This window comes from Streptomyces sp. NPDC050732, assembly GCF_040654255.1.
In the GTDB taxonomy this organism is placed as follows: Bacteria; Actinomycetota; Actinomycetes; order Streptomycetales; family Streptomycetaceae; genus Streptomyces.
Window position 1 is genome coordinate 201,357 of sequence record NZ_JBFAHP010000006.1, and the last position, 26,998, is coordinate 228,354.

A 26,998-nucleotide genomic window follows, 5' to 3' on the forward strand; every position below is an offset into this window, starting at 1 on the left:
AGCACTCTCAGTCCGCGTCGCCTTTACGGGTGGGCCTGGCCCGTACGTGCATGCGCTCCCCCTGCGGCCCGAAGAGGCTGATGAACTCGGCGCCCCCTTCGCTCGTGGCCCCGAACCAGTGCGGAACCCGGGTGTCGAATTCGGCGGCCTCCCCCGGACCGAGCACCACGTCGTGGTCACCGAGGATCAGGCGCAGCTTCCCCGACAGCACGTACAGCCACTCGTACCCCTCGTGGGTCTGCGGGTCCGGGGCGGGCGCGGTACGGGCGGGCTCGACCACCTTGTAGGCCTGGAGGCCGCCGGGCTGCCGGGTCAGCGGCAGCATGGTGCGGCCGTGCCGGACGATCGGCTTGGCCCGCACGCGCGGGTCGCCCACGGGCGGTGCGCCGACCAGCTCGTCCAGGGGGACCTGATGGGCACGGGCGATCGGCAGCAGCAGTTCGAGGCTGGGCTTGCGGTGGCCGGACTCCAGGCGGGACAGGGTGCTGACCGAGATGCCGGTGGCGGCGGACAGACCCGCGAGGGTGGCGCCGCGCTCCTTGCGGATGCGGCGCAGCCGGGGGCCGACCTCGGTGAGGACCTGGTCCACGGCTTCGGACTCCACTGTCTCTTCCTCTTCGCTCATGAGGATCATCATGCCTCCCTTTGCGGAACCAGCAAAGAGGCTTGTCGATATCGCACTGCACGGGCGATGGTTTCAGTGGAGGTGGTCACCGTGACCGACAAGACGGACGAGAGGCGGAACGCCATGCCGAGCGCGATGCCGAGCGCGATGCGGAACCAGAGCTACGACGTGGTGGTCGTCGGCGGCGGCACGGCGGGGCTGAGCGCGGCGCTCGTGCTCGGCCGGTCCCGCCGGCGGGTCCTCGTGGTCGACGCGGGCGAGCCGCGCAACGCGCCCGCCGCGCACATGCAGGGCTACCTGTCGCGGGACGGCATGCCGCCCGCCGAGTTCCTCGCCGAGGGGCGACGGGAGCTGGAGCGCTACGGGGTGGAGGTCTTGCGGGGCCGCGTGTCCGCCGTGACGCCGGACGGCGCCGGCGAGTTCGACGTCGCGCTGGCGGACGGTGGCGGGACGGTGCACGCGCGCCGGGTCGTCATGGCGACGGGCCTCGTGGACGAACTGCCCGCCGTGCCGGGCGTGGCCGAGCGCTGGGGCCGCGACGTGCTGCACTGCCCGTACTGCCACGGCTGGGAGGTGCGGGACCAGCCCTTCGGCGTGCTCGCCGGGGACCCCTTCAACAGCCACCAGGCGCTGCTCGTCACCCAGTGGTCCAAGGACGTGACGCTGTTCCTGCACACCGTGCGGGACCTGCCGGACGCGGAGTGGGAGCGGCTCGCGGCCGCCGGCGTCCGGGTCGTGGAGGGCGAGGTCGCGGGCCTGGAGGTCGAGGACGACCGGCTGGCGGGCGTGCGGCTCGCCGACGGCCGGGTGTTCCCGCGCTCGGTGCTCTTCGTCGCGGCGAAGCCGGTGCCCAGGGAGGGCCTCCTGAGCGCACTCGGCGCGGAGTTCAGGGAGACCCCGTTCGGCCCGTACCCGGCCGTGGACGAGACCTTCCGCACCACGGTCCCGGGCGTCTGGGCGGTCGGCAACGCCGCGGCCCCGATGGAACAGGTGATCAACGCAGCGAGCGCCGGCTACCGCGCCGGCGTGACGATCAACGCCGAGCTGGTCATGACGGACATCGACGCGACGGTCTCCCGCCGCAGGGCGGGGGTCTTCACCCCGGAGACGGAGGCGGCGGTAGCACGGGTAACGACGCGCGAGCACGCCCCCGGCATGGCGAACTGAGGGAGCCCCACCAGGGGCGCGGGGAACTGCGCGACCCGCCACAGCGCACCCGCAGAGAACAGGCATCCGCGCGCAGCAGGGCCGCGGCTGGCGCGCCGCAGGGCGTCGACGACGGCACCGCCTCCCCCCAGGGCCCGCCAAGGGTGGAGTCGTGCGGCCGCCACCGGTGCACGGAGCCAGACGCGAGGCATGGAGGTTTCACCCGGTACGAGGTATCGATGCGCGCATGACGAACCACGGCGGGAACAACAGGGCGAGCCAAGAGAAGGACGGCGGCGAGGCCGGGCCGGGCGGCGCGCTGCCCGGGCTCCCCCCGCCTCCCCCGACAGGGGCGACCGCCCTGCCGCCCGGCACCTACGCCGGAACCGTCGTCCTCGTCACCGGCGGCGGAACGGGCCTCGGCAAGGCCATCGCCGCCGAGTTCGCACGGCTCGGCGCCGACCTGGTGATCGCGAGCCGCAAGGAGGACCGGCTCAAGGCGGCAAGGGACGAACTCGCGGCGCTGGGCGGCCGCGTGACGCCCGCGGTGTGCGACATCCGGGACGCCGAGCGCGTCGCGGACGTCTTCGACGCGGCGCAGGAGGCGTACGGCCTGCCCGACGTCCTGGTGAACAACGCCGCCGCCAACTTCCCCGTTCCCGCGGAAGACATGTCACCGAACGCCTGGCGCTCGGTCATCGACATCACGCTCACCGGCACCTTCCTGATGACGCGCGAGTTCGGCCGCCGCCACCTGGCCGCGGGCACTCCCGGTTCGGTCATCGACGTGGGGGCGTCGTACGCCTGGACGGGCGGCCCCGGCTTCGCCCACAGCGCGGCGGCCAAGGCAGGGGTGAAGAGCCTGGTGGAGACCCTGGCCGTGGAGTGGGGTCCGTACGGCATCCAGGTCAACGGTCTGGTGCCGGGCCTGATGCCGCACGACGACATGACCGACGACATCCGCGGCAACCTCGACCGGGCCCGGGACAAGGCCGTCCGCCAGCCCGCCCTCCGCGTCGGCCTGCCCCGCGAACTGGGCTGGGCGGCCACCTTCCTCGCCTCCCCGTACGCCCGCTTCATCACGGGCCACACGCTGGTGGTCGACGGCGCGAACTGGCAGCGCAGGGCGCTGGTGAGCCCACCGATGGTGACGGTGCGGGAACAACTGGGCCTCCCCGCTTCCCCCACCCCTCCCACTCCCCCTGCATCCCGTCCTCCCCGCAGCTCCCCCAGTTCCCCTACGCCCCCTGCATCCCGCACACCCCCTACTTCCCCTACTTCCCCTCGAACGACGCCACCCGCTTGGCCGCCTTCGCGCCGTACCCCTCGCGCGAGTCCTCCGATGTGAGCGTGATCGCCGCGTTCATCGCGACGCGGTCGAGCGCCCCCGCCATCCCCGCGTCGGCGTACGCGTCGATACCGCGCTTGATGCCCTGGACGGCGAGCGGCGCGTTCGCGGCGATCTCGGCCGCCAGCGCATGGGCGGTGCCCGCCAACTCATCCACCGGTACGACCTGTTGGAGCAGCCGGAGCCGCTCGGCGGTGGCCGCGTCGATCCGGCGTCCGGTGAGTGCGAGCAGCTTCGCCCAGCCGGCACCCGCCTCGCGGGCGATGCGCAGGTCGCCGCCCGCGTCCACCGCGACGCCGAGTCGCGCCTCGGGCAGCGCGAACACCGCGTCGTCCGCCGCGACCCGCACGTCCGCCATCAGCGCCAGTTCGAAGCCGAAGCCGAGACAGTACCCCTGGACGGCCGCGACGACCGGCTGCGGCAGCTCCGCGAAGACGCGGAAGCGCTCGTGGACCCAGCGCATCGCCTCGTAGTAGTTGCGGACGCGCTCCGCGCCGGAGCGGCCGGTGATCGCGCCGCCCGGCGCCGTGGTGTCGATGCCGGCGCAGAAGGCCCGGCCCTCGGCGCGCAGCAGCACCGCCCGGATGGAGTCGTCGAACCGGATGCGGTCGGCGAACAGGCCCAGTTGGCGCGTGGACTCCCAGCTCCACGCGTTGAGCTTGCGGGGGCGGCAGAGGGTGAGGATGCCGAGCCCGTCCTCGACGTCGAGGCGCAGCCGCTCCTCGCCCCGTGGGATGTCCGTGCCGATGGTGTCGATCATCCGCGCCCCTATTGGCCCGCCTTCTTCCTGATGGCCCGTCAGGCTAAGGGTGTGGGCTCACCGACTGAAGACCTCGAACCCCACCGCCGGTCTTCCACCGAAGCGCGGCGCCAGCGCCTGGGCGTTGCCCGTGAGGAACGTACGGCAGTACTTCTCCGGGTCCTCGTCGGTCAACGCCTCGATGTAGGTGCGGTGTTCGAGGAGCGAGGCCACCGACCGGTCGAGGCCCGCCGTCGCGTCCGCCGCGTGCGTGGGTGTCGACGAGCCGGCGACGGCGACCCACCGCACGCCGTCCCAGGGCTCCAGGCCCTGCTCCTCGATCAGTTCCGGGAAGATCCAGCGGTTGCCCGCGTCCGCCGCGGCGTCCAGGGTGGCGCGGCCGACCGCCACGTGGTCCGGCGTGTTCCAGGCGACGCCGCCCCACGTGTCGCGGTGGTTGAGCGTGATGACCAGCTCGGGGCGGTGCCTGCGGATCGCGGCGGCGATGTCGCGGCGCAGCGCGATGCCGTACTCGACGACGCCGTCCTTGTGGTCGAGGAACTCCACGGCGTCCACGCCGACCACGGCCGCGCTCGCCCGCTGCTCCCGCTCACGGAGCGGGCCGCAGGTGGCCGGGGCGAGCGTGTCGATGCCGGCCTCGCCGCGGGTCGCCAGAAGGTACGTGACCTCGCGGCCGCCGTCCGTCCAGCCGGCGATCGCCGCCGCGCACCCGTACTCCAGGTCGTCCGGGTGGGCGACGACGGCGAGCGCGCGCCGCCAGTCCTCGGGCATGGGAGTGAGCTGGTCGGCGAGGGCGGCTGCATGCTGTGGCTCGGTCATGATTGTCAGCGTAGCCCCGGGGTCTGACAACGCATTGGGCGTCGGTGGCAGGACCGGTCCGGCCGGGGTTCAGGCCTCGCCGCGCGTCAGCGCGAGCAGCCGGTCGAGCACGCGCGGGCCGCTCACCCGCAGCCCGTCGTGCTCGAACTCGTCGGTGACCCAGGTGCGCAGGCCCCGGATGGCGCGGGCGGTGCGCAGGGAGTGCTCCGTGTCGACGTACATGTCGTCGTGGTAGATCACCGCCGCCACCGGTACCTCGTTCGCGGCGAGGCGTTCCGTGTCGTACAGGCGCGGCCAGCCGGTGCGCTCGGCGAGCAGGTCGGCGGTCTCGCGCAGCGGGCGCAGCGCGGGGTCGGTGTCGAACATCCAGCGCTGCACAGCCTCCCCGGTGAACAGCAGCGGCGCGTCGCCCGCCAGCGCCTTCTCCGCGTCGAACTGCGGGAACTCGGTGCGCGTCCGCTCGGCCGACCAGGCGGTGGGCCGCTCGCCCTGGCCGTAGATCGCCTCGTGCAGGACGGCGAAGAGCGGGTTGCCCGCGTACGAGAGGGCGGCCTGGACGTTCTCCTGGAAGGCGTCGGAGAGGGCGAACCCGGCCGGTGTGCGCACGAAGGCGTCTTCGAGGAGGTAGTGCAGGCGGTGGCTGCCGTCGCCGGCGCCGAGCAGGATGCCGAGGGACTGGAAGGCCTGGACGGTCAGCTTGTAGCCGCCGTTCAGGACCGGTTCGTGCTCGGCGAGGTGGGCGGCGATGCGGCGGGCCCGCTCGACGTCCTGCGGGTACCGGGCGTAGTGCGCGGCGGTCTTGCGCTCCATGCGCGGGTAGGCGGCGCGGTACACGTCGTCGGCGTGGCCGTCGAGCGTCGGCAGGCCGCCGGTGATCAGCGCGGTGGACAGGCCCTCGGGCGCCGCCGACAGGTAGTGGGTGGCGCAGAAGCCGCCGAAGCTCTGGCCGAGGACCGTCCAGGGGGCGCCGCCGGTCACCTCGGCGCGGATCGCCTCGCAGTCGCGGACGATGGAGTCGGCGCGGAAGTGGGCGAGGTAGTCCGCCTGTTCGCGCGGGCCGCCGCGCAGGGGGAGCGTCTGGCGGTTGGCGGGCGTGGAGCTGCCGGTGCCACGCTGGTCGAGGAGGAGGACGCGGAAGTCGTCGAGAGCGCGGCCGAGCCACGACTCCCTGCCGTTGAAGCGGGTCGCCCCGAAGCCGGGGCCGCCCGTCAGATACACCAGCCAGGGCAGCTCCGCGCCGCCCTGGGACGCCGACACCACTTCGCGCGCGAAGACCTCGATCCGCTCCCCCGCCGGGTCGTCGTGGTCGAGCGGCACGCTGAAGCGGCGGTCGGTGAGGACGACTCCGGGCTGGCGGTACGTGGCGGTCAAGGCTGCTCCTGGACGACGTGGCGGGTACGCGTGTTCGGTGCCCAGTCCAGCACATGGGCCGGGTCGGCGGGCCTCGGGGCCGCCACCCGCGGCCACGGCCGGTCAGCGAGGCGGCAGGCTGGAGCGGCGCACGACCAGCTCGGGCCTGAGCACCACGCGCCGGTGCTCGTGCACGCCGACGGGCCCCTCGCCCTCCCCCGCCGCCGCCTTCTCGCTCGTATCGCTCTTGTCCGCCGTCCGACCGGTCTCCTCCAGGAGCAGTTCCGCCGCCATCGCGCCCATGGTGACGGCGGGCTGGCGCACCGAGGTGAGAGGCACCACCGCGGCCGCCGCGAACTCGATGTCGTCGTAGCCGACGATCGCGATGTCCTCGGGGACGCGCACGCCCGCCGCGTACATCGCCTGGAGGACCCCGAGCGCCAGCAGGTCGTTGGCGCAGAAGACGGCGGTGGGCCGCTCGGCGAGACCGAGGATGCGGGCCCCCGCGTCGCGTCCCGCGGCCACGTCGAGACGTTCGGTGGGCAGCTCCCGCAGCGCCGACGCGTCCAGGCCCGCCTCGGCGAGCGCCTGGAGCGCGCCGTCGCGGCGGTCCTCGACCTGGTTGAGTCCGGGCGGGCCGCTCACGTACGCGATGCCGCGGTGCCCCGCGTCCACGAGGTGGCGGACGGCGAGCGCGCCGCCCAGCACGTCGTCCACGGAGACGGAGCACTCGGTGGCGCCCTCGGCGACCCGGTCGACGAGGACGAACGGAATGCCGTGCCTGCGGAAGGCCTCGATGTTCCGTCCGGTCGCGTCCGCGGGCGTCAGCAGGACGCCGTGCACGCGCTGCTCGGCGAAGAGCGCGAGGTATTCGGCCTCTTCGGAGGGGCTCTGTCCGCTGTTGCACACCATGACGCGCAGTCCCGCCTCACGAGCGGTCCGTTCGGCGCCGCGGGCGACGTCCACGAAGAAGGGGTTGCCCATGTCGAGGACGAGCAGCGCCATGATGCGGCTGCGGCCCGCGCGCAGTTGGCGTGCCGATTCGCTGCGCACGTAGCCGAGCCGGTCGATGACCGCGAGCACCCGGTGCCGGGTCTCTTCGGAGACCATGTCCGGGCGGTTGATCACGTTCGACACGGTGCCCACCGACACTCCGGCGTGCTTCGCCACGTCTTTGATGCCGACCATGCGTTCCAGGTGCTCCATCCTGCTGTTCGACCGTCGCCGGCCGTGCGGCCCAGCGTACTGAGACACCGCGGCTCGAAGGCCGGGGCCTCAGAACCTGGACTTGTCGACGTGGCATGAAAGGTTTCAACCAGTAGACAGGGAAGCTAGACCCGCGCCAACTGCACCGTCAATAACCGGCCTTGAGAATCCCGCGAGCGCACAGCTCTTTGCCCAAGCGTGCACATGTTTCGTCGGGTTGTCGGCGCCGCCCTCCTGTGCGACCCCTTGACAGCCGTCACCCCTGTGCCTAGCTTCGCCGCCGTGAAACGATTCATCACCGAGTCGTCATGGAGCCCGCTGTGATCAGCAGCAGACGTCTGCTCGACACCACCGGCACCACCGGCACCATCGCCCTGAGCACGGCCGTCGCGGGCACCACCGCCGGGGCGGGCCCACTCACGCTGACTGACCCGCTGGAACCATCTTTCGGAAGGGCTGCGCGATGACCGCCGGACCCAGCAAGGACGCCGTGAAAGCGGCACTCACCACCCAGGCCTTGGAGACACCGTCCTGGGGGTACGGCAACTCCGGCACGCGCTTCAAGGTCTTCGCGCAGCCAGGCGTCCCCCGCACGACTCGCGAGAAGCTCGACGACGCCGCACGCGTGCACGCGCACACCGGTGTGGCGCCGGCCGTCGCCCTGCACATCCCGTGGGACCGCGTCGACGACTACGGCGCGCTCGCCGAGTACGCCCGTGAGCGCGGGCTGCGCCTCGGCGCGATCAACGCCAACGTCTTCCAGGACGACGACTACCGGCTCGGCTCGGTCACCAACCCCGACCCGGCCGTCCGGCGCAAGGCTGTCGCCCACCTCCTGGAGTGCGTCGACGTCATGGACGCGACCGGCTCGAAGGACCTCAAGCTCTGGTTCTCCGACGGCACCAACTACCCCGGCCAGGACGACCTGCGCGACCGGCAGGAACGCCTGGCGGAGGCGCTGCGCACGGTCTACGACCGGCTCGGCGACGACCAGCGGATGCTCCTGGAGTACAAGCTGTTCGAGCCGGCCTTCTACGCCACCGACGTCCCCGACTGGGGCACCGCGTACGCGCACTGCCTCAAGCTGGGCCCCAAGGCGCAGGTCGTCGTCGACACCGGCCACCACGCGCCGGGCACCAACATCGAGTTCATCGTGGCGACGCTGCTGCGCGAGGGCAGGCTCGGCGGCTTCGACTTCAACTCCCGCTTCTACGCCGACGACGACCTGATGGTCGGCGCGGCCGATCCCTTCCAGCTCTTCCGCATCATGTACGAGGTGGTGCGCGGCGGCGCGTTCGGGGCAAGCAGCCCCGACGGGCCGGGTGTCGCGTTCATGCTCGACCAGTGCCACAACATCGAGGCGAAGATCCCCGCGATCATCCGCTCGGTGATGAACGTGCAGGAGGCCACGGCGAAGGCGCTGCTCGTGGACGCCGAGGCGCTGGCCGCCGCGCAGCGCGCGGGCGACGTGCTCGCGGCGAACGGCGTGCTGATGGACGCGTACAACACCGACGTGCGCCCCTTACTGGCGGAAGTCAGGGAGGAGTCGGGGCTCGCCCCTGATCCGCTGGGGGCCTACGAGCGGTCAGGCTGGCAGGAGCAGATCGTCAAGGAGCGCGTCGGTGGCGTGCAGGCCGGTTGGGGGGCATGAGCGGCATGGAGCGGCACACGTGCGTCACGGAACTGCTGGACCGCGCCCACACGTTGGGCGCGGACCCGCGCAACACCAATTACGCCGGGGGGAACGCGTCGGCGAAGGGCACCGCGCCCGACCCGGTGACCGGGGACACCGTCGACCTCATGTGGGTCAAGGGCTCCGGCGGCGATCTCGGCACGCTGCGGGAGTCCGGCCTCGCGGTGCTGCGGCTGGACCGGCTGCGCGCCCTCACGGAGGTGTACGCGGGCGTCGAGCACGAGGACGAGATGGTCGCCGCGTTCGACTACTGCTTGCACGGCAAGGGCGGTGCCGCGCCGTCCATCGACACGGCGATGCACGCCCTGGTCGAGGCGGCGCACGTCGACCACCTGCACCCCGACTCCGGTATCGCGCTCGCCTGCGCGGCCGACGGCGAGAAGCTGACCGCCGAGTGCTTCGGTGACACGGTGGCGTGGGTGCCGTGGCGCCGCCCGGGGTTCCAGCTGGGCCTGGACATCGCGGCCGTGCGGGCGGAGCGCCCGGAGGCGATCGGCTGCGTCCTGGGCGGGCACGGCATCACCGCGTGGGGGGACACCTCCGAGGAGTGCGCGCGCAACTCGCTGCACATGATCCGCACCGCGGAGCGCTTCCTCGCCGAGCGCGGCAGGCCGGACCCGTTCGGCGCGGAGCTCGCGGGGTACGGTCCGTTGCCCACCGCCGAGCGCCACGCGCGCGCGGCCGCGCTGGCCCCCGTCATCCGGGGCCTGGCCTCCCAGGACCACCGACAGGTGGGCCACTTCACCGACACGGCACCGGTCCTGGACTTCCTCTCCCGCGCCGAACACCCGCGGCTCGCCGCCCTCGGCACCTCCTGCCCCGACCACTTCCTGCGCACGAAGGTCCGGCCGCTGCTCCTCGACCTGCCGCCGACAGCGCCCCTGGACGAGGCGGCCGACCGTCTCCGGGAGCTCCACGCCGCATACCGCACGGAGTACGCCGCGTACTACGCCCGGCACGCGGAGCCCGGCTCGCCCGCGATGCGGGGCGCCGACCCGGCGATCGTCCTGGTGCCGGGCGTCGGCATGTTCAGCTTCGGCAAGGACAAGCAGACCGCGCGCGTGGCGGGCGAGTTCTATGTCAACGCGATCAACGTCATGCGGGGCGCGGAGGCCGTTTCCTCATACACGCCGATCGAGGAGTCCGAGAAGTTCCGCATCGAGTACTGGGAGCTGGAGGAGGCGAAGCTGCGCCGCAGGCCGGCACCGAAGCCCCTGGCGACCCGGGTGGCCCTCGTGACGGGTGCGGGCAGCGGCATCGGCAGGGCGATCGCGCACCGACTCGCCACCGAAGGTGCCTGCGTGGTCGTCGCCGACCTGGACGCGCGGAGCGCGACCGCCGTGGCCGACGAACTGGGCGGGCGGGACACGGCGCTCGCCGTCACCATGGACGTGACCAGCGAGGCGCAGATCGCCGCGGCGTTCGAAGCGGCGGCCCTCGCCTTCGGCGGTGTGGACCTCGTCGTCAACAACGCGGGCATCTCCCTGTCCAAGCCGCTCCTGGAGACCACGGCCGACGACTGGGACGTCCAGCACTCCGTGATGGCGCGCGGCTCCTTCCTGGTCTCGCGGGAGGCGGCCCGCGTGATGCGGGCGCAGGGCATGGGCGGCGACGTCGTGTACATCGCTTCCAAGAACGCGGTGTTCGCCGGCCCGGACAACGTCGCCTATTCCGCGACCAAGGCGGACCAGGCCCATCAGGTCCGGCTGCTGGCAGCGGAGTTGGGTGCCGACGGGATCCGGGTCAACGGCGTGAACCCGGACGGTGTGGTGCGCGGTTCGGGCATCTTCGCCGGCGGCTGGGGAGCACAGCGTGCGGCGGTGTACGGCGTGCCGGAGGACGAGCTCGGCGCGTTCTACGCGCAGCGGACCCTCCTCAAGCGCGAGGTCCTGCCGGAACACGTGGCGAACGCGGTGTTCGTCCTGACGGGCGGGGACCTCTCGCACACGACGGGTCTGCACATACCGGTGGACGCGGGCGTGGCGGCGGCCTTCCTGCGCTGAGCCCACCGTTCGCCCGACCCCTCCCCCTCCCTCCCGTCCCCGCCCACCGACCCTGTGAGCCGTCATGACCCCCAGCCCGTTCCCCCGCTTCGCCGCGGTCGACCTGGGCGCGTCCAGCGGGCGCGTCATGGTCGGCCGGGTCGGGCCCGGCAGCCTCGAAGTGGAGGAGGTGCACCGCTTCCCGAACACCCCCGTGCGCACGGGCCCCACCCTGCACTGGGACATCCTCGCGCTCTACGCAGGCGTGCTCGACGGACTGCGCGCCGCCGGACAAGTGGCGTCCGTCGGCATCGACAGCTGGGCCGTCGACTACGGCCTGCTGGACGCCGACGGCGCCCTCCTCGGCAACCCGGTGCACTACCGCGACCGCCGCACGGAGGGCATCGCCGAACGGGTGTGGGCGCGCGTCCCGGCCGCCGAGCTGTACGGGGCGACGGGGCTGCAGTACGCACCGTTCAACACCCTGTACCAACTCACGGCCGCCCACGGCACACCCCAACTGGCGGCGGCACGCCATGCGTTGCTCATCCCGGACCTGATCGCGTACTGGCTCACCGGGCGGCTCGGCACCGAGCTGACCAACGCCTCCACCACACAGCTCGTCGACCCGCGCACCCGCGACTGGTCGTACGAGGTCGCCGGCCGCCTCGGCATCGACCTCGGCCTGTTCCCGCCCCTGCGGCGGCCCGGGGACCCGGCGGGCCTGCTGCTGCCCCACGTCCTGGCGGAGACCGGTCTGGCGGGCGACGTCCCCGTGACGGCCGTCGCCTCGCACGACACCGCGTCCGCCGTGGCCGCCGTGCCCGCGACCGACGGCACCCGCTTCGCGTACCTCTGCACCGGCACCTGGTCGCTCGCCGGGCTCGAACTGGACGCGCCCGTCCTCACGGAGGAGAGCCGGAAGGCCAACTTCACCAACGAGCTGGGCATCGACGGCACCATCCGCTATCTGCGCAACATCATGGGGCTCTGGCTGCTGCAGGAGTGCCTGCGCGCCTGGCGCACGACCGACCCCGGCGCGCTGCTCGCCGCGGCGGCCGAGGCCGAGCCGCTGCGTTCGGTCGTGGACGCGGGCTCCCCCGAGTTCCTTGCGCCCGGCCGGATGCCGGAACGGCTGGGGGAGGCCTGTCGCGCCTCGGGTCAGCCCATGCCCGCCTCCCCCGCCGAGACGGTCCGCTGCGTCCTGGACTCGCTCGCACTCGCGCACCGGCGGGCCCTGGCGGACGCCCAGCAGTTGACAGGGCGCACGGTCGACGTCATCCACCTCGTCGGCGGCGGCGCGCGGAACGCGCTCCTGTGCCAACTGACCGCGGACGCCTGCGGCCTGCCGCTCCTCGCAGGCCCGGCGGAGGCCTCCGCGCTCGGCAACATCCTGGTACAGGCCCGCGCCCGCGGCGTCCTCGCGGACCGAGCGGAGGCCCGCGCCCTGGTCGCCCGCAGCCGGCCACCGACGCGCTACGAACCGCGCGGCGGCACCACACAGTGGCAGGCCGCCGAGGAGCGTCTGCGGATACCCCCGCGGTCCGCGTCCGCGTACGCTGCGCCCATCCGATGATCGACTAGGAGGAACCCGCGATGCGTGTCGCCCTGTTCCTGACCTGTGTCAACGACACGCTGTATCCAGACACGGGTCGCTCCGTCGTGAAGCTGCTGACCAGGCTGGGAGTCGACGTCGACTTCCCGATGGCGCAGACCTGCTGCGGGCAGGCGCACTACAACACCGGCTACCGCCATCAGGCAGAGCCGCTCGCCCGGCATTTCTCCGATGTATTCGGGTCCGATGCGTACGACGCGGTCGTGACGCCGTCGGCATCGTGCGGGGCGATGGTGCGGGAGTTGTATCCGCGCATGGGCGCGCGGGCCCGCGCCGAGGGCCGTGGCGAAGGGCTCGCGCGCACGCTCGCCCCCGTCGTCCCCAAGACGTACGAGCTGACGGAGTTTCTGGTGGACGTCCTCGGAGTCACCGACGTCGGCGCGTACTACCCGCACAAGGTCACGTACCACCCGACCTGTCACGGGCTGCGTTCCCTCGGTCTCGGCGACCGACCCACGCGGCTCCTGCGGGCGGTCAGAGGGCTTGAGCTGGTGGAGCTGCCCGGCGCCGAGGAGTGCTGCGGCTTCGGCGGCACCTTCGCCGTGAAGAACTCCGATGTCTCGGCGGCGATGGGCGCCGACAAGGTGCGCCACGCCGAGTCGACCGGAGCCGAGGTGCTGTGCGCGGCGGACAACTCGTGCCTGATGCACATCGGCGGCACGATGACCCGGCTGCGCACCGCCGTGCGCCCCGTCCACATCGCGGAGATCCTGGCGAGCACGGAAGAGGAGCCCCTGTCATGAGCGGTACGCCCGGCACGTATCTCGGGATGCCGGCCTTCCCGGCGGCCGCGCGCGAGGCGGTGGGGAACACGACCCTGCGCGCCAATCTCCGGCACGCCACCCACACCATCCGCGACAAGCGGGCCCGCGCCGTCGCCGAGCTGGACGACTGGGCCGAGCTGCGCGAGGCGGGCCGGCAGATCAAGGACCACACGCTGCGTCACCTGGACCACTACCTGGTCCGGCTGGAGGAGTCGGTGACGGCGGCGGGCGGCACCGTCCACTGGGCGGCCGACGCCGAAGAGGCCAACCGCATCGTGACCCGGCTCGTCCGGGAGACGGGCGAGTCCGAGGTCGTCAAGGTCAAGTCGATGGCCACGCAGGAGATCGGCCTCAACGAAGCCCTGGCGGCCGAGGGCATCCACGCCTACGAAACCGACCTCGCCGAACTCATCGTGCAGCTCGGCGACGACCGCCCCTCGCACATCCTGGTCCCCGCCATCCACCGCAACCGCGGCGAGATCCGCGACATCTTCGCCCGGCAGATGGGCCGTTGGGGCCGCCCGGCCCCGGAAGGACTGACCGACACCCCGGCCGAGCTCGCCGAGGCGGCCCGCCTCCACCTGCGCGAGAAGTTCCTGCGCGCCAAGGTCGGCATCTCCGGGGCGAACTTCATGGTCGCCGAGACCGGCACCATGGTCGTCGTGGAGTCCGAGGGCAACGGCCGGATGTGCCTGACCCTCCCCGAGACGCTGATCTCCGTCGTCGGCATCGAGAAGACCGTGCCCGCCTGGCGCGACCTGGAGGTCTTCCTGCAGACGCTCCCCCGCTCCTCGACGGCCGAGCGCATGAACCCGTACACCTCGATGTGGACCGGCACCGCCGATCAGGACGGCCCCAGCACCTTCCACCTGGTCCTCCTCGACAACGGCCGGACCGACACCCTCGCCGACGAGGTGGGCCGCCAGGCCCTGCGCTGCATCCGCTGCTCGGCGTGTCTCAACGTGTGCCCGGTGTACGAGCGGGCGGGCGGGCACGCGTACGGATCGGTCTACCCCGGCCCGATCGGCGCGATCCTCAGCCCTCAGCTCCGGGGCACCGGAAGCGAGATCGACGCCTCCTTGCCGTACGCCTCCTCGCTCTGCGGCGCCTGCTACGAGGTGTGTCCGGTCGCCATCGACATTCCCGAGGTCCTCGTGCACCTGAGGGAGCGGGTCGTGCAGGGCGGTGAGGCGACACGGCGCGGCAACAAGGTGACGCTGAAGCCCGCCAAGGGGCACGCGGCGGAGCGGGCGGCGATGCGCGCGGCGGGCCTGGCGTTCGCCCGACCCGGCGCGCTGCGCGCGGGCCAGCGCCTCGCGTCGCGCACCCGGCGGCTCCATCCGCGCACGCTTCCGGGGCCGGGGCGGGCCTGGAGCGCGACCAGGGACCTGCCGAAGGTTCCGGCGGAGCCGTTCCGCGACTGGTGGCGGCGGACGAACGGAGGAGCGGCGAAATGAGCAGCAGGGACCGGATCCTGGGCCGGGTGCGCCGCGCCCTGGCCGACGTGCCGAAGGACGCCCCCGTCGCGTACGAGGACGCGGTCGGGCGCGGCTACCTCCGCGAGCACGGCAGCCGCAGCGTCGCGGAGACCGTCGACCTGCTCGCCGAGAACCTCGCGGACTACCGCGCGGTCGTGCACCGCACCACCCGCGCGGAGCTCCCGACGACGCTCATGCGGCTGCTCGCCGAGCGCGGCGCGCGGGCCGTGCTTGTGCCGCCGGGGCTGCCGCCCGGCTGGCTGGCCGAAGCGGACCCGGTCCGGGTCCACGACCGGGCCGCGAGCACGCCCCAGGAGCTCGACCGGGTCGACAGCGTCGTGACCGGCTGCGCGGTGGCCGTCGCCGAGACCGGCACGATCGTGCTCGACGGCTCCCCGGACCAGGGCCGCCGCCGCATCACCCTGGTGCCGGACCATCACATCTGTGTCGTGCGGGTGCCCGACCAGGTCGTCGCCTCCGTGCCGCAGGCGCTCGAACGGCTGGCTCCGGCCCGCCCGCTCACCTGGATCTCCGGGCCCTCAGCGACCAGTGACATCGAGCTCGACCGGGTCGAGGGAGTGCACGGCCCGCGCACCCTGGAAGTGGTGCTGATGCACCCTGGAGGTGATGCTGATGAGCGGTGAGTGACGCGCGCGGCTAGCGTGAGGACATGATCCGGTTCGAGCAGGTGACCAAGCGCTATCCGGACGGCACGACGGCCGTGGACGACCTCTCCTTCGAGGTCGCCGAGGGCGAACTGGTCACCCTGGTCGGCCCCTCCGGCTGCGGCAAGACCACCACGATGATGATGGTGAACCGGCTCATCGAGCCGACGTCGGGCCGGATCTTCGTGAACGGGGAGAACATCGCCGACGTCGACCCGGTGCGCCTGCGCCGCCGCATCGGCTATGTCATCCAGCAGGTCGGCCTCTTCCCGCACCGCACGATCCTCGACAACACGGCGACCGTCCCGGCCCTGGTCGGCTGGAAGAAGGCGAAGGCGCGGGCCCGTGCGGCGGAGCTGCTCGACCTGGTGGGCCTGGACCCGAAGACGTACGGCTCCCGCTATCCCGAGCAGCTGTCGGGCGGCCAGCGGCAGCGCGTCGGTGTGGCCAGGGCGCTGGCAGCCGACCCGCCCGTGCTCCTGATGGACGAGCCGTTCGGCGCCGTCGACCCGGTGGTGCGCGAGCAGTTGCAGGACGAGTTCCTGCGGATGCAGGCGGCCGTCCGCAAGACGGTGCTGCTGGTCACGCACGACATCGAGGAGGCCGTCCGGCTCGGCGACCGCATCGCGGTGTACGGGCAGGGGCGCATCGAGCAGTTCGACACGCCGGGGGCGGTGCTCGGGGCGCCCGGGACGCCGTACGTCGCCGAGTTCGTGGGCGCCGACCGGGGCCTCAAGCGGCTCTCCGTCACCGAGATCCAGACGGACGACCTGGAGGAGCCGCCGGTCGCCCGCCTCGACGAGCCCGCCGCGCAGGCCGCCGCCCGGCTGCGCGCGGAGGAGGCGCGCTGGGCCGTCGTCCTGGACGCGGCCGGCGATCTGCACGGCTGGGTCGGCCTCGACGAGGTCGCGCTGGCCGGCACCGGCGGCACGGTCGGTGACCTGGCGCACCGGATGAACTCGTGGGTGCCGGTCGGCGCCCCGCTCAAGCAGGCGTTCGGCGTGATGCTGCAGCACGACGCGGGCTGGGTCGCCGTTCTGGACGGCGCCCGCTTCCTCGGTGTCCTGACCCCGGCGAAGCTGCACGAGGCGCTGCGGCGCTCGGTGGACGCGGACGCGCAAGGGGTGGCGCGGGACGAGGTGGAGTTCGACTCGGTCGCCGACGCGTGAACGCTCCGCTGGTGGGGCGGTTCTTCGTCTGCGGGCCAGTTGTGGCTGGGCGCGCAGTTCCCCGCGCCCCTGAAGGGGCGCTCAGAGCAGGCCCTTGTCCTCCAAGTACGCCCTTGCCACGTCCTGTGGCAGGCGTCGCCAGCTGTCCACCTGTTCGTTCATGGAGGCGAGATCCTCCGTCGTCAGGACCGGGTTGAGGCGGGCGAGCGCGGCCGCGACCCCCTCGCTGCCCGCGCGGGAGCGGTTGACCACGGGCACGAGGTAGTCGGCGTTCTGGAGGTGCTTGTCGTCCTTGAGGAGCACCAGGCCGAAGTCGTCGAGGGTCGCGTCCGTCGACGTGGTGAGCACCATCTGGTCCTGGCCGCCCTGCACGGCCTTCTTGGCCTGGGTGGTGCCGACGCCCTTGGGGTCGACCCGGGTGATGTCGATGCCGTACACCTTCTTCAACCCGGGTGCGCAGTACGGGCGTTGCACGCATTCGTCGCCCGCGGCGAGGCGGACCTTCAGGCCGGACCTGCCCAGGTCGCTGAGCGTCCTGAGCTTGTGCCGCTCGGCGTAGGAGGAGGCGACGGCGAAGGCGTTCTGGTCGACGGCCTTGCCGGGGTCGAGGACGGTCAGGCCGCGCGGGGTGGCGAGGCGCCGCAGGGCGCGCATGGTCGTGTCGAGGTCGGGTGAGCCCACGGGCGGCGCGTCGGCACCGTTCTTCTTGGCGTTGAGCCAGTCCGCGAAGGTCGCCGCGTATTCGGGGACGACGTCGATCTGGCCGGACTCAAGGGCGGGTTCGTAGAGCTCGCGGTTGGCGACGGACAGGATGCGGGTGCCGTATCCCGCCTTCTTCAGGAGCAGCGCGTACATCTGGGCGAGGAGGTCGGACTCGGTGAAGCCCGCCGAGCCGACGACGAGGTTCTTGCTGTCGCCCGGCGGCGCGGTGACCTCACCCCGGTTCTCCAGCGAAGGTCCGGTCGCGCAGCCGCTCACGAGGACCACGAGAACGAGGAGGACCGCGGCGAGCCCTGTACGCCGCTTCATCCGGCGCTCCCCCGCCCACGCGCCCCGCTTCATCCGGCTCTCCCGCGCCCACGCGTCCAGCCCGGCGCGAGCCGCTCGGCCACTTCGAAGAGCCCTTCGACGAGCAGCGCGAAGGCGGCCACGAGGACGGCGCCCGCCACGACCTGCGGGGTGCTCGCCAGGTTGAAGCCCGCCGTGATGATCCGGCCGAGCCCGCCGCCGCCCGCGAGAGCGGCGATGGTGGCGGTGGCCACGAGCTGCACGGCGGCGATGCGGACTCCGCTGAGCACCAGGGGCAGCGCGAGCGGCAGTTCGACGCGCCACAGCATCTGCCGCCCGGTCATCCCCATGCCGCGCGCCGCCTGCACGACGCTGCGGTCGACGCCGCGCATGCCGACGTACGCGTTGGTGAGCAGCGGCGGTACGGCGAACAGCACGAGCGCGACGACGGTCGGCCCGTCGCCCCACTTGCCCAGCGGGGTGAGGAGGAGCAGGACGAGGACCGCGAAGGTCGGCACGGCGCGTCCGACGTTGGAGATGTTGACGGCGAGCGCGCCGCCCCTGCCGAGGTGGCCGAGGACGAGGGCGATCGGCAGAGCGATGAGGCAGCTGAGCAGCAGACAGACGACGGTGAGGGCGAGGTGCTGGGCGAGCCGGTGCCAGATGCCGTCGTCACCGGCCCAGTGCGCGGAGTCGCCGAGCCACGCCCAGGCGTCGCCGAGTGTCTTCATGAGCGGACCGCCCGCGCCCGCTCCCACGGGGTGAGGACGCGCTGCACGCCGAGCAGCAGCACATCGGCGGCGATGGCGATGGCGACGCACAGCACGGACGCGGTGAGGACCTGTGCCTTGAAGTACGTGTTCATGCCCGTGTAGATGAGGTTGCCGAGCCCGCCGAAGCCGACGATCGCGCCGATGGTGACGAGGGAGACCGCGGAGACCGTGGCGATGCGGAGCCCGGCCATGGCGGCGGGCAGTGCGAGCGGGAGTTCGACGGTGAGCAGGAGGCGGATCGGGCCGTATCCCATGCCGCGGGCGGCCTGCCGGGTGTCCTCGGGGACGGCACGCAGGCCGGCGAGGATGTTTCGCACGAGCAGGGTGAGGGAGTAGAGGACGAGACCGGCGACGACGAGCGACGCGGAGAGTCCGTACACCGGGAGCAGCAGGGAGAACATCGCGAGCGAGGGGATGGTGTAGAGGACGGTGGTGAGCGCGAGGACCGGTCCCGCGGCCCACCCCCAGCGGCGGGCGAGCACGGCCAGCGGCACGGCGACGACGAGCGCGATCAGGATGGAGAGGCCGGTCAGCTGCAGGTGCTGGACGACCGCGTCGAGCAGGATCTGGCGGCGGGTGCTCAGGTATTCGCCGCAGATCCACTCGTTGCGCGCGAGGCAGTCGTCGGGAGGCACGGTCACCCGTCCATTCAAGGCGGAGATACGGGGTGACGGCGCGTTCTGGTGACCCGAGCGGGTCAGTCGACCACTGGCGCTCTCCTCCCGGCCCCGGGTCGAACCGGATCCGTAGAGCGAATGTGAAGCGTCAACCCCCTTGCGTACAGGCAGAGTTGTCGCCCCGGACGGCCCGCGCCACGTGACAGCGGGGAGCTGACGCCGCATGATGGGTGAGTCATGGAGACCTCGGGACCGGCGCCTCGCTCTCGGTCGCACGGCGGCCGTGGGCCGACCGCGCGACTGACGGAGGGCGCGCGTCCGGGGGAATTGACGCGGTCCATGGTCTTCTCCGTGGCGAGCGCTCTCCTCGCCGTGGCCGGATACCACTTCGCCTTCGGTTCGACGGCCTCCTGGGACGTTCGGGCGGTGGCCGCCACTGTCCTGTTCTGCGCCGGTCAGGCCGCCGCCTCCGCCGCCTCACGGTGGTCCGAACCGGCGCACGGCGCGGACGGCCTGTCCGGCGGCATCCTGCGCGTCGCTCGGCGCGACGGTGGGCGCGAGGCCGCACACTTCGCCCGGCGCGAGGCCGGGCATGGCACCCGGCTCCGGTCCGCCCCGCCCCACGCCCGCCTGGCGCCGATGCTGCGTCTCCTGTGGGCCCTCCTCGCACGGCTGCTGCGCCCCCTCCGCGCGCCGCTGCCCGTCGCGCTGCTGCGGCCGGTCCCGGCTCCCCGCGCGGTGCGGCCGGTCCGCGTGCCCGCTCTCCCCCTCCTCCTCGCGGACGCGGTCGTACGGCGAGGTCCGCCTGCCCGGCCGCCGCTCGCCGCCGTCTGACCGGTGCCGAGGCGCGTCACCCGCGCCGGCCGCGCACGCGGACGGGCGGGAGCGGCCCCGGCATGCCCCCCGACTCCGTACCTTCCACAGCTGATTCCGGTGCCGCCGCCCGAGCCCCGCCCGTAGAACACGCGAGAACACGCGAGAACACGCGCCGCGGCGGCGCCAGGAGGGACCTCCATGTCCAAGACCGTCGTCGTCATCGGCTCGGGCCCGTACGGCCTGTCCGCCGCCGCACATCTGCGGGCGCGCGGCCTGACCGTCCGGACCTTCGGCGCCCCCGGGGCGAACTGGGCCCGGCGCATGCCCGCGGGCATGCTGCTGAGGACGCCGCCCGCCGCCTCCGCGCTCGCCACCCCGCGCGAGGGCTTCACCCTCCACGACTACTGCCGCGAGGCCGGCGAGCGCAGGCCGGACGAGCACGACCCGGTGCCCGTGGGCCTCTTCATCCGGTACGGCGCGTGGTTCAGGGAGCGGCTGGTGCCCCGCGTCGAGGACGAGCGGGTGGCGGCGGTCGACCGGGGCGCGGACGGCTTCCGCGTCAAGCTGTCGTCGGGTGAGGTGCTGCGGGCCTGCGCGGTGGTGGTGGCCACCGGTCTCACCGGCTTCGCCCGGCTGCCCGCGCCCCTCGCGGCAGCCGTGTCCGGGGGGCCGTCGGCCCTCGGCCGGATCTCGCACAGCTCCCAGCAGACCGATCCGCGCACGTTCGCCGGGCGCAGCGTGACCGTCGTCGGGGCCGGGCAGTCCGCTCTGGAGAGTGCGGCCCTGCTCCACGAGGCGGGCGCCGCCGTCCAGGTCCTCGCCCGCGGCGCGCGCATACGGTTCGACGCGCCGCCGGCATCCGGCTTGCGGTGGCAGCCCGACAGCTCGGCGGGCCGGTCGTGGGGGCGGTACGGCCTGACCCGCCACCCGGCGGCGTTCCGCGGGCTGCCCGCGGGCGCCCGGCTCCGGCTGGCCGAGCGGGGGCTGCGGCCGGGCGGGGCGTGGTGGCTCAAGGAGCGGTTCGAGGGGAAGGTGCCCGTCCTCACGGAGCGGCGGATCACGGCGGCGGACGCGGACGGGGGCAGCGTCACCCTCCACACCACGACGCCGGACGGCGGTACGCACACCGTCACGTCCGACCACGTCCTGGCCGCCACCGGCTACCGCGTCCACGTCGAGGCGCTGGACTTCCTCTCCCCCGAGATCCGCGCGGATCTCCGGCGGACCGGAGGGTTCCCCGTCCTGGACAAGGGGTTCGCCTCCAGCGTGCCGGGCCTGCACTTCACCGGGCCGCCGGCGGCCGCGAGCTTCGGGCCGGCGATGCGCTTCGTCAGCGGCACCTGGTTCGCGGGCCCCCGGCTCACGAAGTCCGTGGCGGCGTGCTGCGACGACTGAGCGTGCTCACCGCGAGAGGAGCAGGGCGACCAGCCGCTCGGTCTGTTCACGGGGGTCCGGGGTGCCGGCCCAGCCGGTCATGAGGAGGTGGTGGACGGTTCCGACGAGGGCGAGCGCCGTCGTGGCGGTGTCGGTGCCCGCCGGGAGGCGGCCGAGCCGGAGTTCGGCGTCCAGATAGGCGGCGAGCGACTCCTGGATCGCGGCGAAGCCCGGTGCGCCCTCGGCCAGCGCCTCCCGGATCTGCTGGGAGGTGGTGTTGCTGGTCATGGCGAGGCCGACGACCCTGGGGTCGAGGGAGTCCAGGAGCCCGAGCGCCACTCCGTTCAGGTTCGCGGCCACGGTGTCCCGGCCCGCCCGCCCGGGAAGCCCCTGAACCGCCGCCGCGGTGCGCGCGAACCGGTCGAGCACCAGCTCGGCGACGAACGCGTCCACCCCGCCGAAGTGCGTGTGCAGCACCCCTTTGGCGCAGCCCGCCTCGGCGGTGACGGCCCGGCTGGTGAGCCCCGCCGCCCCCTCACGGGCGACGATCCGCTCCGCGGCGTCGAAGAGCCGCTCACGAAGGTCGGGGATCGCTACTCCACGCGGTGACATGACTTCTCCTCAGGATTCCTGACTCCGGCCACCCCCATTGCCAGTATGGGCGAACGCCCATACTGTTTGGGCGAGCGCCCATACTAACGCGGACGGACACCCCACTTCGCAGGTGCCCACACACCGCGACACGCCGACACACCGCCACACCAACACACACCAGGAGGCAACGAGTGCGGAACATCGTCAACACCGAACAGGCACAGGCATGGAACGGTTACGAGGGGGACCACTGGGCCCGCAACCAGGACCGCTGGGATGCGGTGAACGAAGGCCTGAACTCCCCTCTCCTGGACGCCGCTTCCCTCGGCCGGAACGACCGCGTCCTGGACATCGGCTGCGGCGCCGGGCAGACGACCAGGCTGGCCGCACACCGGGCGAGCGGCGGCCACGCGCTGGGGCTCGACCTGTCGGCACCGATGCTGGCGCGGGCCCGCGCCACCGCCCGGCAGGAGGGCATCACCAACATCTCCTTCGAGCACGGCGACGCCCAGGTCCACGCACTGGCACCCGCCGCGTACGACGCCGCGATCAGCCGCTACGGCGTGCTGTTCTTCGCGGATCCGGTGGCGGGCTTCCGCAACATCGGGCGGGCGCTGCGCCCCGGAGGACGCGCGGCGTTCATCTGTGGCGCGTACCCCGAGGAGAACGAATGGCTCCAGGCCTTCGCCGAACTGCGCGACCTCCTCCCCGTCGGAGGCTTCGGCAAGCCCGGCGGGCCGGGCATGTTCTCCCTGGCTGACGCCGACAGAACCTGCGAGATCCTCTCCGCCGCCGGGTTCCAAGACGTGAGAGCAACACGCGTGGAGACGTACGGGACTTGGGGCAGGGACGCCGCAGACGCCGCCACCTTCCTCCTCGACTCCGGCCCGGGCCGCCATCTGGCAAGCCGGGCCACACCCGAGACCCGCACCCGCGCCCACCACCGCCTGACCGAGACCCTGCGCCCCCACGAGAAGGACAACACTCTGCGCCTCCGCAGCGCAGCGCTGCTGGTGACGGCGGTACGGGGATAGGGAGACCGGCGCCGTCGCGTGCGGCACGCCGAACGAGCAGCCCTACGGGGGGACTTACGGGAGGCAGCACGGTGCGGGGTGCCGTCGATCCCGGGGCGGGTCCTCGCTACGATGCGCTGCGATGAGACTGACGCTGTGGACCGGAGCCGCCCGGCACACCTTGTGCCGCGTCGCGTCGGCCGCTGCGCTCGTCTCCCTCGTGGCCGCGTTGTTCATGTGTCTCGGCCCCGTCGCGCCCGACGGTGGCGGCCACCGGGGAGCCGGACACACGACAGCCATCACCGAGGCGACGGACGTCACCGAGACGTCAACCGTCGCTGGGGTGCCGTCCTTCGACGACCGTGTGCCGCGTGTGAAGGACGCCGACTGCCCGCCGGACGAACGGCATTGCGCGCCCGCCGCCCACGACGTACGGGCGGTGCTCAGCCCGGGCGGTCCGTCGCTGCCGGCCTTCGACCGTCCGGCTCCCTACCCCCAGGCGCTTTCGGTGCCAGGACCCGCGGTCGAGCAGCCCTCGGACCGCGGCTCTCCCGATCTCCACATGCTCCAGGTGCAGCGGACCTAGGCGGATCCCGGCAGGGCGGCCCGTGTCTTCGGCCTGCCCCGCACAGGCATCCCCCGACACCGCCACACCGCCGCGCCTCAGTGCTCCGGCGGGGACAAGGAACACCCATGGCCAAGGCCAAGGCCCACAAGCCGAACAAGAAGGCGGCCGCCGCCGAGCGCAGAGCCCGCCTGGAGGAGATGCGCCGCGCGGAACAGGCGCGCGAGCGCCGGAACCGCATCATCACCGTCACCGTGAGCACGGTGATCGTGGCCTCGCTCATCGGCTTCGGCGCGTACGCCATCAACCGTGCGAACGACAAGGAGGAGCAGAACTCCGCCGCGGCCAAGAAGCCCGTGCGGGGCGAGAAGACGTGGGACGCGAAGAAGCTGGGCCGTGACCACGTCGCCAAGTCGGTCGACTACCCGATGACGCCGCCGGTCGGCGGCGACCACCACCAGGCCTGGATGACCTGCGACGCCACCGTCTACGAAAAGGCGATACCGAACGAGAACGCCGTGCACTCGCTCGAACACGGCGCGGTCTGGGTCACGTACAACGACAAGGCCCCCGCCGCCGACGTCAAGAAGCTGGGCGACAAGGTGTCCAAGACGCCGTACAGCCTGATGAGTCCCGTCGCCAAGCAGCGGAGCCCGATCATGCTGTCGGCCTGGGGGCACCAGCTGACCGTCGACAGCGCCGCGGACCCGCGGGTCAAGGAGTTCTTCAGCAAGTACGTGCAGGGCCCGCAGACTCCCGAACCGGGCGCCGCGTGCACCGGAGGCGTCGACTCCGCGTGACCTGACTGACCCGGCCCCGGCCCCGGCCCCGGCCGGGTCAGTCAGGTGTCAGGTCGCGGCCGGCTGCGCGTCGGCGGCCGGGCGGGTCAGCCGACCCGCCCGGTGCAGCCCGTGGAGGGAGCCCGCGCAGCCTAGGCCGAGGACGAGCAGCGCCAGCCAGGGAAGGGCCGACATCCCCGCCTCCCGGGCGGCGTCGAGGACGGCCCCCGTCAGCAGATTCCCCACGGTGATGCCGACACCGCAGATGGTGTTGTAGAGGCCGTAGTGGGTGGCGACGAGCCGGTCCCCCGACAACTGGACGATGGTGTCCATCTCGAAGGGGTACGCGATCATCGTGCCGAGCGCGAGCAGCAGCGCCGCCAGCATCGGCGGTACGGCGGCGAGCAGCCAGCGGCCGGCTCCCCCGCCGGGCACCGGCAGCGCCGTCGCGGCGAGGAGCGGCACGAAGGCGCACCCCATGCACAACAGCCCGCCCACCAGGGCCTGTCCGGGCGCCAGCCGCTCCTTGCACCGGGCCGTGACGCGCGTCTGCCCGAGGATGGTGGTGAGGCCGGACACCGCGAAGAGCAGCGCGACGGCGACGGTGCCGGACTCGCCGTCGCCGCTGACCCGCCGCACCTCCAGGGGAAGTGCCAGATAGACCTGGAAGGTCAGGACGTACGAACCGATCATCGCGGTCGAGAAGAGCAGGAAGGCACGGTTGCGCACGACACCGCGCCACTGCGCGACGATCCCGCCCCCGGCGGCCGCCCCGCGGTCCACCGCGTCGTCGCCCCTGCGGGCGGGCAGCGCGCGGATCTGGACGACGCTGAGGAGAGCGAAGACCGCCGCCGAGACCAGGCAGGTGACCCTGAAGTCGACGCCGGTCAGCAGCATTCCGACGAGCGGGCCCAGCAGGATGCCCGCCTGGTAGAAGACGTTGAACAGCGCGAAGGCCTCGACGCGGCGCTCTCCCGCGTCGGCGGCGAGATAGGCCCGCACCGCGGGGTTGAACAGTGCCCCGGCGAACCCGGTGGCCGCGGAGGCGACGAGCAGCGCCGGCACCGAGTCGACGAGGCCGAGCGTGGCGAAGCCGACGGTGCGCAGGACGCATCCGGCGACGATCAGCGGCTTGTAGCCGAACCGGTCGGCGAGGGTCCCGCCGACGAGGAACATGCCCTGCTGGCTGAAGTTGCGTACGCCCAGGACGAGCCCGACGAGCCAGCCGGCGAGGCCGAGCGTGCCGGACAGGTGCTGGGCGAGGTACGGCATCAGCATGTAGAAGCCGAGGTTGATGGTGAACTGGTTGGTCAGGAGCAGCCGGACGCTCCGGTCGTAGGAGCGGAACTGCGTGAGGGTCGCCTTCACCGCGCCTCACCTCCCGCACCTTCCACGCCTCCCGCACCTTCCACGCCTTCCACGCCTTCCACGCCTTCCACGCCTTCCGCGCCTCCCGCGGCCTCATGCCCGGTCGGCGCGACGAGCGGGTCGTGGACGACGGCGCAGCGGGTCCAGCGGCTCACCTCCTTCTCCTCGGGGCTGCCCACGACGTCGGGTTCGGGTGCCGGAGGTTCGCTCAGGAGGCCGTGTTCGGCGCAGTACGTGTCGTCGTAGACGGTCTCCAGGTAGCGCTGCGGCCCGTCGGGGAAGACGGCGACGACACGGGCGTCGCGAGGGAGTGTCCGGGCGAGCCAGCCCGCCACCAGCGCGACGGCACCGACGCTCCAGCCGCCGGTCGCGTAGTGGGACTTCGCCAACTTCCGGCAGGCCCACACAGCTTCGGCCGGTGCCACCCAGTGCACTTCGCTGAAGTGCTCGTACGCGACGTTGCGCGGGTAGATGCTCGACCCGAGGCCCCGCATGAGCCTGGGCCGGGCCGGCTGGCCGAAGATGGTCGAGCCGACGGTGTCCACGCCGACCAGGCGCAGTTCGGGGTAGAGCTGCCGCAGGACGCGGGAGATGCCCGCGGAGTGACCGCCGGTGCCGACGCTGCAGACGAGTACGTCGATGTGGCCGAGCTGCGCGGCGAGTTCGAGGGCCAGCGGGGTGTAGGCGGCGACGTTGTCGGGGTTGCCGTACTGGTCGGGGCACCACGATCCGGGTTCTTCCGCGAGGAGTTCGGCGACGCGGTCGCGGCGGGCCTGCTGCCAGCCGCCCGCCGGGTGCGGCTCGGGCACCATGTCGACGGTGGCGCCGTGGGCGGCGAGCAGCCGGGTCATGGACGGTTCGAGGCCGGGGTCGGTGACCAGGGTGACGGGGTGCCCGTGGACCGTACCGGCCAGCGCGAGCCCGAGGCCGAGGGTGCCGCTCGTCGACTCGACGATGCGGCGCCCCGGCCGCAACTCGCCGCGCACCCGGGCGCGTTCGACCATGTGCAGTCCGGGGCGGTCCTTGATGCCGCCCGGGTTGAACCCTTCCAACTTGGCCCAGAAGCCGCGGCCGGGCGGGGCGAAGGGCTGGGAGACGTGCAGGACGGGGGTGTTCCCGACCAGGCCGGGGAGGGTGGAGCCCAGTGGAGCGGGGGTGGGAGGGGCGGAGTCGTGTGCGACGGGAGAGTGCATCTCTTCGCTTCTTCGCTCTCAGTCGAGGGGGGTGGACGCGTACGGAGGACTCACGGCAGCCCCCTATATGCGCCACCTGCACAGCGAGTTGAGGGCGGTACGGCCACCGCTCGGCACCGCCCTCGGGGCGGCTCCCCGAGTGCGGAGCACAGAGGCACGCACGGCGTCCGAGGCCCGTGTCGCACCGAGCGGAGGAAGCCGGGCCGACGACTGCGCGGCGGAACCCGCGCCGGAGCCGGGCTCGTGACAGTGGTCGGGGAAAGCGGGCGCGTCCAACA

At 72.8% G+C, this 26,998-nt stretch carries 25 protein-coding genes; 14 read left to right on the plus strand and 11 right to left on the minus strand.

The annotated features are described in order from the left end of the window. Positions 1–7: 7 nt before the first annotated feature. Positions 8–625: an XRE family transcriptional regulator gene (locus AB0H82_RS07860; protein WP_362989967.1), complete on the minus strand. Its 618-nt coding sequence runs from the start codon at positions 623–625 to the stop codon at positions 8–10. A gap of 135 nt (positions 626–760) precedes the next feature. Here AB0H82_RS07860 and AB0H82_RS07865 point away from each other — a divergent pair, with 135 nt between their 5' ends. Together AB0H82_RS07865 and AB0H82_RS07870 are read left to right on the plus strand one after the other, a co-directional pair. Further along, positions 761–1,792 (plus strand): NAD(P)/FAD-dependent oxidoreductase, encoded by a 1,032-nt coding sequence (locus tag AB0H82_RS07865; RefSeq protein WP_362990072.1) that lies wholly within the window; start codon positions 761–763, stop codon positions 1,790–1,792. A gap of 226 nt (positions 1,793–2,018) precedes the next feature. Beyond that, a complete protein-coding gene (locus tag AB0H82_RS07870) occupies positions 2,019–3,119 on the plus strand; it encodes an SDR family oxidoreductase (RefSeq protein ID WP_362989969.1) in 1,101 nt (366 codons plus the stop codon). On the opposite strand, the gene AB0H82_RS07875 is transcribed toward AB0H82_RS07870, so the two are convergent. The 4 genes from AB0H82_RS07875 to AB0H82_RS07890 all read right to left on the minus strand — a co-directional run bounded on the left by AB0H82_RS07875 (position 3,046) and on the right by AB0H82_RS07890 (position 7,245). After that, entirely contained in the window at positions 3,046–3,879 is an 834-nt protein-coding gene (locus AB0H82_RS07875) for an enoyl-CoA hydratase/isomerase family protein (RefSeq protein ID WP_362989971.1), read from the minus strand. The two genes, AB0H82_RS07870 and AB0H82_RS07875, sit on opposite strands and share 74 nt — an antisense overlap. A 57-nt stretch (positions 3,880–3,936) precedes the next feature. After that, positions 3,937–4,698 (minus strand): PIG-L deacetylase family protein, encoded by a 762-nt coding sequence (locus tag AB0H82_RS07880; protein ID WP_362989973.1) that lies wholly within the window; start codon positions 4,696–4,698, stop codon positions 3,937–3,939. Between the two features lie 69 nt (positions 4,699–4,767). Beyond that, positions 4,768–6,069: an alpha/beta fold hydrolase gene (locus tag AB0H82_RS07885; protein WP_362989975.1), complete on the minus strand. Its 1,302-nt coding sequence runs from the start codon at positions 6,067–6,069 to the stop codon at positions 4,768–4,770. A gap of 102 nt (positions 6,070–6,171) precedes the next feature. Next, positions 6,172–7,245 (minus strand): LacI family DNA-binding transcriptional regulator, encoded by a 1,074-nt coding sequence (locus AB0H82_RS07890; RefSeq protein WP_362990074.1) that lies wholly within the window; start codon positions 7,243–7,245, stop codon positions 6,172–6,174. A gap of 472 nt (positions 7,246–7,717) precedes the next feature. Between AB0H82_RS07890 and rhaI the strand changes: the two genes are divergently transcribed. The 7 genes from rhaI (at position 7,718) to AB0H82_RS07925 (ending at position 16,620) form a co-directional block, all read left to right on the plus strand. Next, positions 7,718–8,905, plus strand: coding sequence for an L-rhamnose isomerase (rhaI, locus tag AB0H82_RS07895; RefSeq protein WP_362989977.1), 1,188 nt, complete (start codon positions 7,718–7,720; stop codon positions 8,903–8,905). 5 nt (positions 8,906–8,910) lie between these two features. Beyond that, a complete protein-coding gene (locus AB0H82_RS07900; protein WP_362990076.1) occupies positions 8,911–10,950 on the plus strand; it encodes a bifunctional aldolase/short-chain dehydrogenase in 2,040 nt (679 codons plus the stop codon). Positions 10,951–11,014: 64 nt separating this feature from the next. Next, positions 11,015–12,505, plus strand: coding sequence for a rhamnulokinase family protein (locus tag AB0H82_RS07905; RefSeq protein ID WP_362989979.1), 1,491 nt, complete (start codon positions 11,015–11,017; stop codon positions 12,503–12,505). A 20-nt stretch (positions 12,506–12,525) separates the two neighbouring features. Further along, the gene (locus AB0H82_RS07910; protein ID WP_362989981.1) at positions 12,526–13,287 is read left to right on the plus strand and encodes a (Fe-S)-binding protein; all 762 of its coding nucleotides are present in this window, start codon (positions 12,526–12,528) and stop codon (positions 13,285–13,287) included. Further along, a complete protein-coding gene (locus AB0H82_RS07915) occupies positions 13,284–14,765 on the plus strand; it encodes a LutB/LldF family L-lactate oxidation iron-sulfur protein (protein WP_362989983.1) in 1,482 nt (493 codons plus the stop codon). The genes AB0H82_RS07910 and AB0H82_RS07915 overlap by 4 nt, the downstream gene beginning before the upstream one ends. Beyond that, positions 14,762–15,430, plus strand: coding sequence for an LUD domain-containing protein (locus AB0H82_RS07920; RefSeq protein WP_362989985.1), 669 nt, complete (start codon positions 14,762–14,764; stop codon positions 15,428–15,430). The genes AB0H82_RS07915 and AB0H82_RS07920 overlap by 4 nt, the downstream gene beginning before the upstream one ends. Positions 15,431–15,456: 26 nt before the next feature. Continuing rightward, entirely contained in the window at positions 15,457–16,620 is a 1,164-nt protein-coding gene (locus tag AB0H82_RS07925) for a betaine/proline/choline family ABC transporter ATP-binding protein (protein WP_362989987.1), read from the plus strand. Positions 16,621–16,701: 81 nt separating this feature from the next. Here the strand turns inward: AB0H82_RS07925 and AB0H82_RS07930 are convergent, their stop codons facing one another. Genes AB0H82_RS07930 through AB0H82_RS07940 form a run of 3 tightly spaced genes read right to left on the minus strand, consistent with a single transcriptional unit; the run spans position 16,702 to position 19,042 of the window. Beyond that, positions 16,702–17,649 (minus strand): ABC transporter substrate-binding protein, encoded by a 948-nt coding sequence (locus tag AB0H82_RS07930; RefSeq protein WP_362989989.1) that lies wholly within the window; start codon positions 17,647–17,649, stop codon positions 16,702–16,704. Positions 17,650–17,678: 29 nt separating this feature from the next. Then, positions 17,679–18,359, minus strand: coding sequence for an ABC transporter permease (locus tag AB0H82_RS07935; RefSeq protein ID WP_362989991.1), 681 nt, complete (start codon positions 18,357–18,359; stop codon positions 17,679–17,681). Then, positions 18,356–19,042 carry an ABC transporter permease gene (locus AB0H82_RS07940; RefSeq protein WP_362989992.1) on the minus strand — a complete coding sequence of 229 codons (687 nt, stop codon included), beginning with the start codon at positions 19,040–19,042 and terminating at the stop codon, positions 18,356–18,358. The genes AB0H82_RS07935 and AB0H82_RS07940 overlap by 4 nt, the downstream gene beginning before the upstream one ends. A gap of 327 nt (positions 19,043–19,369) precedes the next feature. Here AB0H82_RS07940 and AB0H82_RS07945 point away from each other — a divergent pair, with 327 nt between their 5' ends. After that, complete coding sequence (locus AB0H82_RS07945) at positions 19,370–19,852, plus strand: hypothetical protein (RefSeq protein ID WP_362989994.1); 483 nt, start codon at positions 19,370–19,372, stop codon at positions 19,850–19,852. Between the two features lie 180 nt (positions 19,853–20,032). Further along, positions 20,033–21,229: an FAD-dependent oxidoreductase gene (locus AB0H82_RS07950; RefSeq protein WP_362989996.1), complete on the plus strand. Its 1,197-nt coding sequence runs from the start codon at positions 20,033–20,035 to the stop codon at positions 21,227–21,229. A gap of 6 nt (positions 21,230–21,235) precedes the next feature. On the opposite strand, the gene AB0H82_RS07955 is transcribed toward AB0H82_RS07950, so the two are convergent. Further along, complete coding sequence (locus AB0H82_RS07955; RefSeq protein WP_362989998.1) at positions 21,236–21,820, minus strand: TetR/AcrR family transcriptional regulator; 585 nt, start codon at positions 21,818–21,820, stop codon at positions 21,236–21,238. 173 nt (positions 21,821–21,993) lie between these two features. Here AB0H82_RS07955 and AB0H82_RS07960 point away from each other — a divergent pair, with 173 nt between their 5' ends. The 3 genes from AB0H82_RS07960 (at position 21,994) to AB0H82_RS07970 (ending at position 24,180) form a co-directional block, all read left to right on the plus strand. Further along, on the plus strand, positions 21,994–22,836 hold the full coding sequence (locus AB0H82_RS07960; protein ID WP_362990000.1) for a class I SAM-dependent methyltransferase: 843 nt from the start codon (positions 21,994–21,996) through the stop codon (positions 22,834–22,836). Between the two features lie 121 nt (positions 22,837–22,957). Continuing rightward, complete coding sequence (locus AB0H82_RS07965; protein WP_362990002.1) at positions 22,958–23,401, plus strand: hypothetical protein; 444 nt, start codon at positions 22,958–22,960, stop codon at positions 23,399–23,401. Between the two features lie 107 nt (positions 23,402–23,508). Then, positions 23,509–24,180: a DUF3105 domain-containing protein gene (locus tag AB0H82_RS07970; RefSeq protein WP_362990004.1), complete on the plus strand. Its 672-nt coding sequence runs from the start codon at positions 23,509–23,511 to the stop codon at positions 24,178–24,180. A 48-nt stretch (positions 24,181–24,228) separates the two neighbouring features. Here the strand turns inward: AB0H82_RS07970 and AB0H82_RS07975 are convergent, their stop codons facing one another. Continuing rightward, on the minus strand, positions 24,229–25,527 hold the full coding sequence (locus tag AB0H82_RS07975) for an MFS transporter (RefSeq protein ID WP_362990006.1): 1,299 nt from the start codon (positions 25,525–25,527) through the stop codon (positions 24,229–24,231). After that, complete coding sequence (locus AB0H82_RS07980) at positions 25,524–26,720, minus strand: PLP-dependent cysteine synthase family protein (protein ID WP_362990008.1); 1,197 nt, start codon at positions 26,718–26,720, stop codon at positions 25,524–25,526. Before AB0H82_RS07980 ends, AB0H82_RS07975 begins: the two co-directional genes overlap by 4 nt. Positions 26,721–26,998 lie beyond the last annotated feature (278 nt).

Coding starts and splice junctions, on each gene's coding strand:
- AB0H82_RS07955 (WP_362989998.1), bottom strand. CDS start 21,820: ATGTCACCGCGTGGAGTAGCGATCCCCGACCTTCGTGAGCGGCTCTTC.
- rhaI (WP_362989977.1), top strand. CDS start 7,718: ATGACCGCCGGACCCAGCAAGGACGCCGTGAAAGCGGCACTCACCACC.
- AB0H82_RS07905 (WP_362989979.1), top strand. CDS start 11,015: ATGACCCCCAGCCCGTTCCCCCGCTTCGCCGCGGTCGACCTGGGCGCG.
- AB0H82_RS07970 (WP_362990004.1), top strand. CDS start 23,509: ATGGCCAAGGCCAAGGCCCACAAGCCGAACAAGAAGGCGGCCGCCGCC.
- AB0H82_RS07965 (WP_362990002.1), top strand. CDS start 22,958: ATGAGACTGACGCTGTGGACCGGAGCCGCCCGGCACACCTTGTGCCGC.
- AB0H82_RS07865 (WP_362990072.1), top strand. CDS start 761: ATGCCGAGCGCGATGCGGAACCAGAGCTACGACGTGGTGGTCGTCGGC.
- AB0H82_RS07980 (WP_362990008.1), bottom strand. CDS start 26,720: ATGCACTCTCCCGTCGCACACGACTCCGCCCCTCCCACCCCCGCTCCA.
- AB0H82_RS07860 (WP_362989967.1), bottom strand. CDS start 625: ATGAGCGAAGAGGAAGAGACAGTGGAGTCCGAAGCCGTGGACCAGGTC.
- AB0H82_RS07920 (WP_362989985.1), top strand. CDS start 14,762: ATGAGCAGCAGGGACCGGATCCTGGGCCGGGTGCGCCGCGCCCTGGCC.
- AB0H82_RS07900 (WP_362990076.1), top strand. CDS start 8,911: ATGGAGCGGCACACGTGCGTCACGGAACTGCTGGACCGCGCCCACACG.
- AB0H82_RS07875 (WP_362989971.1), bottom strand. CDS start 3,879: ATGATCGACACCATCGGCACGGACATCCCACGGGGCGAGGAGCGGCTG.
- AB0H82_RS07935 (WP_362989991.1), bottom strand. CDS start 18,359: ATGAAGACACTCGGCGACGCCTGGGCGTGGCTCGGCGACTCCGCGCAC.
- AB0H82_RS07870 (WP_362989969.1), top strand. CDS start 2,019: ATGACGAACCACGGCGGGAACAACAGGGCGAGCCAAGAGAAGGACGGC.
- AB0H82_RS07880 (WP_362989973.1), bottom strand. CDS start 4,698: ATGACCGAGCCACAGCATGCAGCCGCCCTCGCCGACCAGCTCACTCCC.
- AB0H82_RS07930 (WP_362989989.1), bottom strand. CDS start 17,649: ATGAAGCGGCGTACAGGGCTCGCCGCGGTCCTCCTCGTTCTCGTGGTC.
- AB0H82_RS07950 (WP_362989996.1), top strand. CDS start 20,033: ATGTCCAAGACCGTCGTCGTCATCGGCTCGGGCCCGTACGGCCTGTCC.
- AB0H82_RS07925 (WP_362989987.1), top strand. CDS start 15,457: ATGATCCGGTTCGAGCAGGTGACCAAGCGCTATCCGGACGGCACGACG.
- AB0H82_RS07915 (WP_362989983.1), top strand. CDS start 13,284: ATGAGCGGTACGCCCGGCACGTATCTCGGGATGCCGGCCTTCCCGGCG.
- AB0H82_RS07910 (WP_362989981.1), top strand. CDS start 12,526: ATGCGTGTCGCCCTGTTCCTGACCTGTGTCAACGACACGCTGTATCCA.